This window comes from Raoultibacter phocaeensis (assembly GCF_901411515.1).
GTDB lineage: Bacteria > Actinomycetota > Coriobacteriia > Coriobacteriales > Eggerthellaceae > Raoultibacter > Raoultibacter phocaeensis.
This window is the reverse complement of sequence record NZ_CABDUX010000001.1, coordinates 1,343,688-1,357,241: the sequence shown is the minus strand read 5'-3', so window position 1 is coordinate 1,357,241 and position 13,554 is coordinate 1,343,688. Positions and strand designations below refer to the sequence as shown.

General features: G+C 61.8%; 11 protein-coding genes. 1 reads left to right on the top strand and 10 read right to left on the bottom strand.

All coding sequences use genetic code 11. The features are described 5' to 3' along the window. Positions 1 to 27: 27 nt before the first annotated feature. On the bottom strand, positions 28 to 462 hold the full coding sequence (locus tag FJE54_RS05295; protein WP_139651668.1) for a rhodanese-like domain-containing protein: 435 nt from the start codon (positions 460 to 462) through the stop codon (positions 28 to 30). A 168-nt stretch (positions 463 to 630) separates the two neighbouring features. Here FJE54_RS05295 and FJE54_RS05290 point away from each other — a divergent pair, with 168 nt between their 5' ends. Beyond that, positions 631 to 1,440 (top strand): 4Fe-4S dicluster domain-containing protein, encoded by an 810-nt coding sequence (locus FJE54_RS05290; RefSeq protein ID WP_139651667.1) that lies wholly within the window; start codon positions 631 to 633, stop codon positions 1,438 to 1,440. A gap of 63 nt (positions 1,441 to 1,503) precedes the next feature. Here the strand turns inward: FJE54_RS05290 and FJE54_RS05285 are convergent, their stop codons facing one another. The 9 genes from FJE54_RS05285 to tilS form a co-directional block, all read right to left on the bottom strand. Next, the gene (locus FJE54_RS05285) at positions 1,504 to 2,190 is read right to left on the bottom strand and encodes a biotin transporter BioY (RefSeq protein WP_139651666.1); all 687 of its coding nucleotides are present in this window, start codon (positions 2,188 to 2,190) and stop codon (positions 1,504 to 1,506) included. Positions 2,191 to 2,275: 85 nt separating this feature from the next. Then, a complete protein-coding gene (locus tag FJE54_RS05280; RefSeq protein ID WP_255467234.1) occupies positions 2,276 to 3,745 on the bottom strand; it encodes an MATE family efflux transporter in 1,470 nt (489 codons plus the stop codon). 370 nt (positions 3,746 to 4,115) lie between these two features. Next, on the bottom strand, positions 4,116 to 5,561 hold the full coding sequence (locus FJE54_RS05275) for an IS3 family transposase (RefSeq protein WP_139651430.1): 1,446 nt from the start codon (positions 5,559 to 5,561) through the stop codon (positions 4,116 to 4,118). A 518-nt stretch (positions 5,562 to 6,079) separates the two neighbouring features. Continuing rightward, positions 6,080 to 6,907, bottom strand: coding sequence for a biotin--[acetyl-CoA-carboxylase] ligase (locus FJE54_RS05270; RefSeq protein ID WP_139651665.1), 828 nt, complete (start codon positions 6,905 to 6,907; stop codon positions 6,080 to 6,082). Between the two features lie 12 nt (positions 6,908 to 6,919). Beyond that, complete coding sequence (gene folP, locus FJE54_RS05265) at positions 6,920 to 8,239, bottom strand: dihydropteroate synthase (RefSeq protein ID WP_139651664.1); 1,320 nt, start codon at positions 8,237 to 8,239, stop codon at positions 6,920 to 6,922. Positions 8,240 to 8,242: 3 nt separating this feature from the next. Then, positions 8,243 to 10,687, bottom strand: a complete 2,445-nt coding sequence (gene ftsH / locus FJE54_RS05260; RefSeq protein WP_305001848.1) for an ATP-dependent zinc metalloprotease FtsH — start codon at positions 10,685 to 10,687, stop codon at positions 8,243 to 8,245. Positions 10,688 to 10,741: 54 nt separating this feature from the next. Further along, complete coding sequence (hpt, locus tag FJE54_RS05255; RefSeq protein WP_139652231.1) at positions 10,742 to 11,293, bottom strand: hypoxanthine phosphoribosyltransferase; 552 nt, start codon at positions 11,291 to 11,293, stop codon at positions 10,742 to 10,744. Positions 11,294 to 11,512: 219 nt separating this feature from the next. Continuing rightward, positions 11,513 to 12,322, bottom strand: coding sequence for a nucleoside triphosphate pyrophosphatase (locus FJE54_RS05250; protein ID WP_369406385.1), 810 nt, complete (start codon positions 12,320 to 12,322; stop codon positions 11,513 to 11,515). Between the two features lie 22 nt (positions 12,323 to 12,344). Then, a complete protein-coding gene (gene tilS / locus FJE54_RS05245) occupies positions 12,345 to 13,463 on the bottom strand; it encodes a tRNA lysidine(34) synthetase TilS (RefSeq protein ID WP_139651663.1) in 1,119 nt (372 codons plus the stop codon). Positions 13,464 to 13,554: the final 91 nt, after the last annotated feature.

The following is a 13,554-nucleotide window of genomic DNA, read 5'->3' as shown; positions in this document are numbered from 1 at the left end:
CCGTTTGGGCTGGTGAAATCGGTTGGGCTACGAAGAGCTCTCCGTCGAGCCCGACCAATCGCGGATGCCTCCGATATCGCGGACATCGGTGTAGCCGATAGCTGCAAGCTTGCCCGCCGCAAGCTTGCTCTGCACGCCGGTGCGGCAGTATACGAGAATCGTCGCGTGGGAATCGGGGAGCATGCCGAGCTTGTTGGTTCCGATCTCCTCGAACGGTACCGAAAGAGCCCCGGGAATATGGGCCTCGTTGTACTCGGCTTTCGTGCGCACGTCGACAACGGTCACATCGCCGGCATCGATGATGCGCTGCGCCTCTTCGGCGGTAAGACTGCTCGAAAGCGGAGCTATGGGATCGCCGGATCGAGCCGAAGCCTCTGCCGCATCACTCGGCGCGCATCCGCAGAGTATGCATATCGATGCAACTCCGGCCGTGTACAGCGCTGCAAGCAAGGCCCTGTTCATGAACGATCCCATTCTGCAAGTACCTACATATTTTCGTGCTCAACCATACTATATAGCTTGGTTTTCGCGTGTCAACGCGTAATTTTTGATCGGGGTATAATGGATTGTCCCGCAAAGAACGGGCACGGCACGAATCATGCACCGAGGACGGGCGAAAGAAGGCATCGCATGGATGTACGGGTCTACCATTTCAGCGCCACGGGAACAACCGAGCGCATTGCTACCGCTGTCGGCCGAGCACTCGACGAGGATGCCCGCGTCGTCGCACTTGCCGAGCACGAACTGCTCGCACATACCGACGCGCTCGATCTTATCGATGCCGAAGCGCGCGATGCGCAGACGGATGCCGCTTGTGCGGTGTTCGCCGTTCCGGTGTTTGCGGGAAGGGTTCCCCGCGCAGCCGCTGAAGCGATCGGGCGCTTCCACGGAAACGGCACGTGCGCTGCAAGCATCGTCGTATACGGCAACCGCGATTTCGACGATGCGCTTCTCGAGCTGAACGACCTGCTCGAACGCCAGGGGTTCGCCGTGCAGGCGTCGGCCGCTTTCGTGGCGCAGCATTCCATGCTCCCGACCGTTGCCGCAGGACGACCCGATGCCGCTGATCTGGCCGAAGCGGAGTCGTTTGCCCGCAGCATCGCCGAAAAGCTCGCGACGCTCGATGCCAGCGGATCGAACCGGGCCGCCGCGCCGTGCGTTCCCGGCAACCGTCCGTACAAAGAGGCTCCCGCTGCAGGCTGGGTGCCCGAGGTGTCCGGAGATTGCACGCGCTGCGGCATCTGCGCCGAACGCTGCCCCGCTCAGGCCATCCCGCACGACACCCCGAACACGACAGGCGAAGCATGTTTCGAATGCATGCGCTGCGCGATGGTGTGCCCCGAAGGCGCCCGTGGCCTGCCTGGCCCGGTTGCAGCCATGATCGCCGAAAAGCTCGGTCCGATCGCCGAGGTGCGCAAGCCGAACCGCGTGTGGCTATAGGAAGCGACTTCGGGCACGGGGCATCGGTCCGGGATCCGTGACCCCGCTTGCTGCCCGCGCCTCTCAGCGGATGGCCCGCTTGACCGCAAGCGCCGTGAGCACGCCAAGCACCGTCTTGACCGTATCAACGACGATGAACGGGGCTACGGCGGCGGCGAACGCTGCTGCGATGCCCGTACCGGTCACAACCATGAACTGCACGCACCCGAACGCGTACATGATCGCAATGAACACGATCGCACCGATGAAGCGTACCGCAAGCTCACGGCGACCGTACAGGGGTGCTCTGCGTCCCGCCGTACGTCCTTCCGCCACCTCACGGGCTCTCTCCGCGTCATGCAGGCCTTCCGCTTCTGACGGGCGTACCGTAGCACGCGATCCCGTCTTCGCTTCTTTGCCCCACTTCGTCAAAAGCGCCATCAGCGCAAGCGCGACAAACGCGCCGATGAGATATCCCCACAGAAAACCACCCGTCGGCCCGAGGATGACGCCTATGCCGCCTCGCATCGACGAGAATACGGGAACGCCGATAGCACCGAGCACGAGATAGCACGCGATCGAAGCGATGCATTGGCCCGGTGTCAGCGCGATCAGGGCGAACACCATCGCGAACGTCTGCAACGTAAACGGGATGGGGCCAAGCGGTACCGATATCCACGCCGAAACGGCGAACAGGGCAATCGTCAAACCGCAGAACGCAATTGAGCGCGTCCTTGTCGATCGTGTAGTTTTGGCAATGCTTCCAGTCATAGAGCGAACCTCCTCGGGTCAATGCTCGCAGAAGGCGTGCCAGCGCACAAGCGCAGGAATCCGAGCTGGGTGACGCGAAACCCTGCTAAAACTTCGCCGTGATCTCTTTACGCTCGAGTTTGCCGAGGCGTTTCATCTCAAGCATAATGAACACCGCAGTGGTGAAGATGGAGAGGAAATCGGCCATGGGGGCGGCGAAGTAGATTGCATCGAGGCTTGTGAACTGCGCAAGCACGCTCGGCAGCATCTCGGGCAGCACAAACAAAAGCGGAATGAGAAACAGTATCTGCCGCGTGAGCGAGAGGATGATCGATTTAAGCGGCTGACCCGTTGCCTGGAAGTAGTTCGCACCGACGATCTGAAAGCCGATGAAAGGCAGCATCATAAGCTGCACTTTGAGCGCGAACACGGTGAATTCCACGAGCTCGGGGTGCCTGATGCCGAATGCGCCCACGATAGCCTCGGGGAACAGATGCACGATCGCCCACATGACAAGGCCGATGGATGTAGCGGCCGCAATGCCGTACCACAGCGTCTTGCGCACGCGCGCGATCAACTTCGCGCCGTAATTAAAGCCGAGCAACGGCTGGATGGCGATCGACACGCCCACGAGAGGCAGGGTGGCGAAGATCGCAACACGCTGCACTACGCCGATCGAAGCGAGCGCATCATCGGCGCCGATGGGGTTGAGCGCGCCGTACTTCACGAGCATGAGGTTTATCACGAAGTTCACAACAGCCATACCCGCCTGCACCACGAAACTCGCCAACCCGAGCGTGAGGATGGTGCCGATCACCTTGGGGTCGGGCCTCATGGCAACGAGACGCAGCTTCAGCGGTACGTTCTTGGTCATGATGAAGTACCAGAGCACCGTGATGCATGAGATCGCCTGGCCACAGATGGTCGCGAGCGCACTGCCCTCGACGCCCCAACCGAACCTGATAACGAACAGGTAGTTGAACGCCGTACAGGCTACAGCACCGATCAGCATGGTCACGAGTGCGCGATTCGGAGCTCCGGCAGTACGGATGAAGTTGTTCACGCCCATGCCGATGCACTGGAAGATGAACCCGAAGCAGATAATGCGGATGAACGATGCAGCGTAGGGGCGCACCTCATCGGTTGCACTCGAGAGCGTGAGCAAGGCGTCGAGAACAGGTGGGCTCGCCGCGCAAAGCGCGATCACGATTGCGAACAAGATGCTCAGGCTGACCGTGTTGCCCAAGCTGCACTCGGCATCGTTTCTCCTGCCCTCGCCGAGCCTGAGCGCCGCAAGCGCGTTGCCGCCGTTGCCGATGAGCATGGCGATTGCCAAAAATACCGTCATGATGGGGTTCGCTACTGTTGCCGCCGATAAGCCGATTTCGCCCATAGCCTGACCGAGAAAAATCGAATCGATGACGTTGTACGCACCGTTGACGAGCATGCCGAGGATAGCCGGTATGGCGAACTCCGTAATGAGCTTCGGGATGGAATCGGTCCCCATGCGGCTCACTTTGTCGGACTTGACCGGCTCTTCCAATCGAGTCGACGGATCTGATGCTTGAGCTGCCATACGGTGCGCGATTCCTTCCTTACCTCTACGAGATCCCTGTAAAGATATCATTCTACTCCTTGGGAGCTCAAATGAAAGGCGGTCGACTCCCGCCTTCGCCCTCATATCGCTTTGCGGTTGATTTGGCGCGCGGGAGGCTGCCTTCGCAGCGCGGGAGGCTGCCTTCGCACTTGGAAGCGCACGATGCGACGAGAAGGCAGATGCGGCGGCGTGTCGAAACAGGGTGCATGTTGGATGCACATGACGCGCCGATGGCATGGCGGGCGCGAACCTGTTCGCAAAACACGCTGTTTGCCGGTTCCATGTTCCGAACTTCCAAGATCTTGGCACAAAATTGGAGGTTGGGGGTGCGGCAGGATTCTTGGACTGCTCAGGCCGCCAGCCCGAGCCTCCTGCGGCGGCCCTCGATGGTCTCGCAGGTGGCCTTCTTCCCGTTCTCCCTGAACGTCTTGAGGCGGCCGTCATTGTACCACGTGATGTAGCGCGCGACGGCCTCGAATATCTCGGCGACGGGCGCCCCCGCGCGCACGAGCGAATGGAACGCCTCGACCTTCGCCCGGCCGAAGAAGCCCTCGCACGCCGCGTTGTCGGGGCTGTGCCCCTTGCGCGACATCGAGCGCACGAGGCCGGCCCCCTCGCACAGCGCGATCCACCCCTTCCAGCGGTAGTGCCCGCCGCGGTCGGAGTGGATGACGGGACGCTGGCCCTCCCGAAGCGTCGCTATCGCGTCGGCGAGCGTGGAGTTCGCGAGCTCGGCGTTGGGGCTCTCCGAGGCGCGCCAGGCGACGACCTTGCCGTCGAAGCAGTCGACGACGGCGGACAGGTAGCACTTGCCGTCGCGCCCCCGCATCTCGGTGATGTCGGTGAGCCACAGCTCGTTGGGCGCGTCCGCCGAGAAGTCGTGCCTCCCGTGCTCGCCGAGCAGCAGGTTCCCGGGCGCGTCCGACACCTCGCCCGCGTACGAGCTCCATCTCTTCTCCGACCTGGAGCACCGGGCGACGAGCCCCTGGCGCGCCATCGACTCGCGCACCCTGCGCTCGGGCGCGCGGACGCCGCCGGCCTCCAGCGCCGCCTTGAGGCGGCGGTAGCCGTAGATCCCGCCGTTCTCCGCGAAGGCCGCGGCCACGGCCCCGTCGAAGCCCCCGTCCGTCATGCCGGACGGGCTATCGAGCCTCGCCCGGTGGTAGAGGTAGGTGCTCTTCGAGATTCCCAAGAACGTCGAGATCCGGGCCAGGGAGCACCCGCAGTCCCGCCTCAGCCTCTCGCCTAACCCGACGAGCCGCCTCTTCGACAGGCTCGCCGGGCTTGCGGCTTTTGGGTCGCGCATCAGCTCCTTGTAGACGCTCACCTCGAAGAGCGCCTCCTCGAGCTCGGCCCGGAGGGCCTCGATCCGCCTGTCGTCCGATCCCGCCGCCTGCCCCATGCCCGGCTTCGCCCCCTCGTCCTCGCGCGGCGCGCCCTCCGCGCCGGTCTCGGACATGATAGCGCTTTTGCGGGCCTTCCTGCTCCAGACCGATATTATGCTCGCTTCGGCGATGCCGAGGCGGCGGGCGATGTGCGCGGGCTTCTCCCCGAGGCCGTAGAGGCGGACGGCCTCCGCCTTGGTGGCCTCGGGGTAGCGGGAGTGGGGCGCGTGCTCGGCGCGCCCCTTCACCCTGGGCATCTCCGCCGGCAGGGAGCCCTCCTCGGCCTGCTCCAGCCACCGCCTCAGCGACTCCCTGGACGGGGTCCCCCATTTCCGCTCGGCGGCGCGGGGCGTGAGCCCCTCGGCCCACATCGTCTCGACGTAGCGGACCTTCTCCCTTTCCGTGTACATGCGGCTCCCTCCTCGCGGCCCCCGCGGGGGCCGCTCGATCGGTCGTGGACCGCCTGCCGGCGGTCCAGCTTCCTGCCGCACCTCCGGTTTGACAATTAAGGAATACCATACTTTAAATTTTGGATGATGTGCATTTTTCCGACCAGGCGTTTTGCTTCCTGTTTTCTCAAATTCATTTAAGTATCTAGTTATACAATTGTCAAACCTCCAATTTTGTGCCAGAATCAGCGGACTCGGGAACAGAAACTAGATCCGCACGCGAAATCAGGTACACGTGAGCGCCGCGCGTCGCAGATGCTGGCTGTGGCGGATGCTGCTCGTCTCGATTAAAAACGCACGTGGTGGATGCCGCGCGTCGTAAATGCCGGGCGTGGCGAAGCGATTGACGCGCATAACGGACGTTGCGCCTCGCAAGTGATGCCGCACGTGGAGGATGCCGGGCGTTGCGGACGCTGTACGTTTCGAGGAGATGCCGCACGAGCCGCGGGGCGTTTTCGCTCGCAGACAGACGCCCTGGGCTACAAGACCACGTGCGCTTCGCCGGAAGCGATACAATGCTCGCGGCCGTGCTCGTCGAGCAGTACGAGGTTGCCGCGCTCATCCACGCGCACGACACGACCCGAGGCCACGATATCTCCGCTCATCGACGAGATGCCCACACTCCTGCCGTTGAGAAACGCGCAGTCATGGTACTCGCTCGTGAATGCCTCGAAGCCTTCGGCGAGCCACCGCGCATAGCAACGATCGAGCGCGGCGAGCAGGTGCGCGGCAAGCGTTTCGAGCACTTCGTTTCGAAGAGCCTCCGGCTCGCTCAAAACCCGTTTGCCAAACGCTCCAAGATCGCCGACACGCTCTAGGTACGCAGGTTGGAACGCGCCTGTCGTTGGGGGGAACTCATCGGGTGCGAACACGTTGATGCCGATGCCGATACATACGCTGCGATCGAGCGCTTCGAGCGATATACCGCAGAGCTTTCCCTGGTCGCACAGCACGTCGTTGGGCCATTTGACGCACACCCCGCGAGCACCGTACGCGCGAAGCGTTTCTCGGACGGCGAGGGCGACAACCAGGCTGAGCGTGGGAAGCGACCCCTGTGCAACACCGTGGCCGAGAGGGCGCAGCAAGACGGAAAGATACAGGCTTCCAGCAGGACTCGCCCACCTGCGGCCTTGGCGACCGTATCCACCCGTCTGCACGATCGAAGTTACCACCGTTCCCTCGGCGGCTCCCGAAGCAATGAGGCGCTTGATCTCTTCGTTCGTCGACTCGATTTCATCGAAGCACGTGACGGCAAACGGCACACGGGTGCCGCGTACCGCCTCTTCGATCACTGCAGCGTCGAGCATGGTCGGTATCGCCTAAAAGTGCTGATCGAGCTTGACCGCATGGCCGACCTCAACCGTCTGCTCGCTTACTGCCGTTCCGTTGGCAAGCACATGGCCGGGTCGCAATTCCAAAAGCGGCTTCACTACGAAATCGCGTTCGGTCAAAAGCGGATGCGGCAAGGTGAGGCGCTCGTCGTCACACCGGTAGCACTGATAATCGAGGATGTCGACATCGCAGGTTCGGGGACCGTTTTTCACCGTGCGGGTGCGGCCGAAGCGGTTCTCGATCGCATGCGCGTACGCGAGCAGATCGTGCGGACCGATACCCGTGCGAATAAGGGCGACAGCGTTTACGAACGGATCTTGATCTTCGAAGTAAGCAGGCTCGCTCTCGTAGAAGCTCGACACGTCGATGAGCTGAGAATCGGGAAGCACGGCGAGATTTCCGATCACCTCGTTGAGCACGGCGATCTTCGCTTCGCGCTCCTCGCCCGCTTCGCCCACAAGCGCAACGTTCGATCCGAGACCCAAAAAACAATAGGGTCGCAGATCCTTGAGGGCCTCGCAGGTGAGCGCAACGTTATGCGTGCGCACGACGCTCGCGCCGAGCTCGACGGCCTCGAGCGCCTGTTTCGCCGAAACCTCGTCGCGGTCCTTCGGGTTCTCGATGCCGTAGAGGGCACCGATGTGGCTCTTGCGCGACACGGCCACCATGAGCGGATACCCGAGGCGTGCAAACTGGTGCATGTTCAGCAGAAGCTCGTTTGTCTGCTTCGGTGTTTTTCCGAACCCAGGGCCAGGATCGATGCAGATGCGTTCGTGTGCGATGCCCTGCGCTTCGAGCTCGGCGGCCCGGTCGCGCAGGTAGCGCTTCACATCCTCCACCACATCGTCGTAAACGGGATTGTCCTGCATGGTTTTCGGCTCGCCTTGCATGTGCATGACCACGAGCCCCGCCGAACACCCCCGCGCGACTTCGACCATCGCTGGATCGCGGAATCCCGACACGTCGTTGATGATCGAGGCACCGGCCTCGACGCATGCGCGGGCAACTGCAGCATGACGCGTATCGATGCTCACGCATACGCCGTGCGCGGCGAGCTCGGAGACGACGCGCACCGTGCGAGCAAGCTCCTCGTCGATCGAGACTTCGGCAGATCCGGGGCGCGTAGACTCTCCGCCCACGTCGATGATGCGGGCACCCTCTTTAACCATGGCAAGGGCCCGCTCGACTGCGACGGCAAAATCGGCGTGGTCGCCGCCATCGGAGAACGAATCGGGCGTAACGTTGAGGATGCCCATCACGGTGGGCATCCTGGTATCGAATTCGAATTCTGCGCAGTGCCAGATCATCGGTTACTTATCGCCGTCTTTCTTCTGGTCGTCGTCGGTTTTTCGCTCAGGGTCGGGATCGGTCGCGGTGTCGGCCCCGTCCGCTCCGCCCGACTTGGGCGTCTCATCGGCCTTGGCCGTGCCATCTGAATCCTTCGTGCTGTAGCGCTCCGTCGGCACGCTTTTGCCGTCTGACGGCTTCTTGGCATTCGGATCGACCGCCGATTCGTCGAGCAGTTCCTGGAAACGATTCTCGAGCTCGGCGAAGAAGCTCGATCCGCCGCCCGGGGCCGCAGGACGGCCCGGATCGTTCGGATCCTGATCGCCCGGTGCGACTTCCTCGCTGCGCCAGTTCGGATCGGTGAGTTGCGCCTGCTCTTCTGATTTACGCGCCTCTTCGGCGGCCTTCATGGCCTCTTCGTCCTTGCGACGTGCTTCGGCCTCTTCGGCCTCCTTCTTGGCGATGATGTCCTTCTCGCGATTGAGGTAATCGGACCAGGTGTTGTTGAGCAGCGCTTCGCACGCTTCCCCTTCGACGGTTTCGCGCTCCAAAAGCACGCTCGCCATGAGGTCCATCTGCTCGCGGTTCTTCGAGAGAATTTCATAGGCGCGATCGTGCGCGTTCTTCATGATGCGCGCGACCTCGTCGTCGATGCGCTTGGCGGTTTCCTCGGAGTAGTCCTGCGTATTGCCGTAATCGCGCCCGAGGAAGACCTCGTGGTTGGGCTGCCCGAACACCTGCGTGCCCAGCTCAGAGCTCATACCGTACTGCGTCACGATAGCACGGGCCATCTTTGTTGCGCGCTCGAGGTCGTTCGAAGCGCCCGTCGTGATGTCGTCGCAGAAAATTTCCTCTGCAACACGGCCGCCCAAGAACACTGCGAGTTCGTCGTGCATCTCGCCCAAGCTGTTGAGCACCTTGTCCTCTTTCGGGATGGACAGCGTGTAACCGAGCGCGCGTCCACGCGAGATGATCGAGATCTTATGTACCGGATCGGCCTTCGGGAGCAGGTGGCCGATGAGGGCATGGCCGCTCTCGTGATAGGCGATCGTGCGCTTGGTCTGCTCGTCCATGACGCGACCCTTGCGTTCGGGACCGGCGATAACACGCTCCATCGATTCGCTCACCTCTTGTTGGGTGATGATCTTCTTGTTGCGGCGCGCTGTGAGAAGGGCACTTTCGTTCATGAGGTTCGCCAGATCGGCACCCGTGAAGCCCGGTGTGAGCTTGGCGACCTTCGCAAGATCGACGTCGCTGCCGAGCGGCTTGTCTTTGGAGTGCACCTTGAGGATCTTCTCGCGGCCCTTCACATCGGGTGCGTCCACGACGATCTGACGATCGAAACGACCCGGACGCAGCAGCGCGGGATCGAGGATGTCTGCGCGGTTCGTCGCTGCAATGAGCACGACCGAATCGTTCGAATCGAAGCCGTCCATCTCGACGAGGAGCTGGTTCAAGGTCTGCTCGCGTTCGTCATGGCCACCGCCGAGGCCTGCACCGCGCTGACGGCCGACCGCATCGATCTCGTCGATGAAGATGATGGAGGGCGAAGAGTCCTTCGCCTGCTGGAACAAGTCGCGCACGCGCGAAGCGCCCACGCCAACGAACATCTCGACGAAGTCGGAACCCGAAATGCTGAAGAACGGCACACCGGCTTCGCCTGCAACTGCGCGAGCCAGAAGCGTCTTGCCTGTACCGGGAGGTCCCACGAGCAAGCAACCGCGGGGGATCTTCGCGCCCATCGATTGGTATTTCGCCGGATTGGCGAGGAAGTCCTTAATCTCGGTCATCTCCTCGACGGCTTCATCGACGCCTGCAACATCGGAGAATTTGACATCGGGGCGCTCCTCGGCTGCCTTTTTAGTCTTCGCCTTGCCGAACGACATCTGCGAGTTGTTCGCTTTCTGCATCGACGTGAAGAAGAAGATCAGCAAACCTGCGAGGAGCAAGAACGGCAAGAACGTTCCGAGAAGCTCGAGCAGGCCAGAGGGCAGGCGCACTTCGTACTGGATGTTGGGATGAGCGGCCAAAAGCTCGCCGAGCGAATCCTGCCCGACGTAGGTGGAGGTGTAGTTGCGCTCGTTGCCGAGCGTGGAGATCGACAGATCGGTGGTGCCCACCCCGGCAAGCGGTTTACCGTCAAGCGGGTTTTTCATCATGCCCATCTTCGCGTTCATCGCCTCGAACGCGCTGTTGAACGCGGCGGCGGCAGTCGAACCGGAGGTGATGGCGGGATAGTACGTACCGGATACGGTATAGTCGCCCGCATTGTAGATGACCTTGTTGACGCGATCCTGCTCGACTGCCTGGACGAATTCCGAGGTAATGAGCGTATCGGTCTGGGTCGTATTCGACATGTTCATGAACTGGCTGCCGACGAAGAAGGCAACGATCATGAACAGCACGACCGAAATGATGGTCGTCCTTGTGCTGGGCGGCTGCGGTTGTCTTTGCTGTTGGTTTGCCATGTGGTCTGTATCTTTCTATTGCCGAGTTTGCCCTGACAAGTCAGGTGTATGAGCCTAATAAACTTCGGGTTTCAGAACGCCAATGTAGGGCAGGTTGCGGTAGCGCTCCGCAAAGTCGAGCCCGTAGCCGACTATGAACTGGTCGGGGCATTCGAATCCGATGTACTTGCAATCGATCTTGGCCTGCTCGAGCGTTTTCTTCCGCAGAAGCGTTGCGACCTCGATCGATGCTGGATTGCGGGAAGCAAGGTTTTTCAGCAGGTACGTGAGCGTAAGCCCGCTGTCCAGGATGTCTTCGGCCACGATGATGTGGCGGCCTTCCACCTCCGACGAGAGGTCCTTCAGAATGCGAACGACCCCCGAGCTTTTCGCCCCGTTTCCATACGACGAGATGGCCATGTAGTCCATCTCGAGCGGAAGCTCGATCGTGCGCGCAAGATCGGCCATGAAGATAGCTGCACCGCGCAGAACCGAAACGAGCACGATGCCTTGACCGTCCCGTTCGACGGCAGCGGCGTAGTCCTTCGTTATCTGAGCACCGATTTGGGCAACGCGCAAAGCGATTTCCTCTTCGGAGAACAGCACTTCCTGTATGTCTTCGTGCACTGCAAGCCTTCTTCGATGGTGGTGGACCGACGTCTCGTCCAATCCCTCGGAACGGCACTGCGGACCTGCGCAAAACCGCAGCTCCGACATGAGACGCCCCGCCTTCCTTCACAAGCGATAAGTGTAGCATTTAGAAGGTGCGAATAAATCACAATATGGTAACACGGCACCAGGCCCCATGATTTTCACATTTCGGGGCGTTACCTTACTGTGCTGGGCTTATTCGGCGACGAAGATGTCGGGAAACTCCCTCTGAAGGCGCCCGACGGGAAGGCCGATCACCGTATCGAGCTCGCCTTCAACCAGCGTTGCGAGCTTGGCACCCTCACCCTGGATCGCATAGGCCCCGGCCTTGTCGAACGACTCCCCGCATTTCAGGTACGCAGTGATTTCATCGTCGGTGAGCTCTTTGAATGCGACGCGGCTCGTGTCGCAGAACGTCCTAAATCCAAGTGACACCTTTTCGGGCTCAGGTGCCATGACCATCCACACCGATACGGCGGTGAGCACCTCGTGGGTTCTGCCCGAAAGCTTGCGAAGCATGCCCTTCGCATCTGACAGGCTTTTGGGTTTGCCGAAGATCGTGTTGTCGAGCACTACCATGGTGTCAGCGCCGAGCACGACGGCCGCGCCGCGGTAATCGCTCGCAAGCACCTCCTGCACCACCGCGCCCGCTTTGCGCTCGGCGAGCTTCTTAGCCGCCTCGGAAGGTTCGGCGAGAACGTCGGCGTCGAGCGTTTCGTCCACCTCCGACACATGGACGGTAAAGCGGATGCGAGCTTCTTCGAGCAGCTGCTTGCGGCGGGGGCTTCCCGAAGCGAGGATGATGTCAACGTGATCGGGCTCGGGAGCAGGCTCGTGCTCGGCTGCGGGTGTGTCGTGCCCGTCGGGTGTAAGTTGTTGGCCTGCTGCAGCCTCCGACGCGACCTCGGGTTGCCTCCCCTGCGCAGCGCGCTCGTCGGCCGCAGCCTCGACGTCGGTCGGGTTGCCCGCAAATTCGGTGTTTCGTTCGGTATCCATGGTTGGCATTGTAGCGCACCTTCCCGCGCGTTCAACCGCGTTTTCGGCGGGCGCGATAGGCGGCCATCGGCTCGATGCGAACGCCACGCTTGTTTGCGCTGACGGCGAGATCGCCCTGGATGTTCGCGGTGTAGCCGCTTACGGGCGCGCCTTGTGCAAACCCTGCGAGCACGTGTTCAACCGAGACGGTTTCCACTCGCGCATCCGCACCTAACATGAGCTGGAGCACCTGCATGCACGCACGGCGCCCAAGCGGTGTCGGCTCGCTCCCGAATTCGGGAGCGAGCACACATCCCGCGCCGTAATCAATTCCGAGCGCCTCGGCGGCGTTGAGCCATGCGACCGTGCGTTCGATGATCTTCGCAGCCTGCGCATCGAGCATATCATCCTCATCGGCGATCAGGTTCATGGTGCGACACAGCGTGTCGAGCAGCTGCGGGTTGCGCTCTTTCGCCCGCGTCACGATCTCGTGGCGGACGAAGGCTCGGAACCGATCGGTGTGAGCGTTCGTCGCATCTTCGCGCCAGAGCGCTCCGTGCTCGTCGCGCTGCACAGAATCGCCCGCTTCGGCGCGTTTTTCGAGATACGTACGCAGATCATCGCGACTCGTATCCATGAGCGGACGGGCAATAGGGCCGTTGCGGTAGAGCATCGAGCGAAAGCCTCCCGGTCCCGTGCCCACGATCGAGCGCATGTAGAAGTTCTCTACACGATCATCCTGGGTGTGCGCTGTGAAGATGCGCCCCTCGGAAAGCGGGGTTGCGCTATGCATGCACAGGCTTTCGAGCGCCTCGTTTGCGGCAAGGTAGCGCTCGTGGCGCGCCACCGCTTCGACGTTCTCGCCCGTCCTGCGCGCCTCGCCCGCGATGTCGATTTCGCAAGAAAACAGCGGGATGTCGAGCAGCTGGGCAAGGCTTTCCACAAACGCCTGATCGCCGTCCGCATCGTCGCCGCGCAGCTGATGGTTGACGTGCAGCATGGCAAGAGGCCCGATAGCCCCGGCTTCGTGCAAGGCGTTAGCCGCATACGCCAAGGCAGTCGAATCGGAGCCTCCCGAAACCATGAGCAGCACCGGGGTATCCGCACACGCAAGATCGTGCTCGGCAATGGTGCAGGCGATGCGGGAGTGCAGGTCTTCAGCGTATCCCATGTGTTCTTCCTTTCCGTTCACTCGATTTCCGTCCACTCGAACCTTTCCGATATCCGCAGCATACGCCTGCGCCCGCATGGTGCAGACGCAT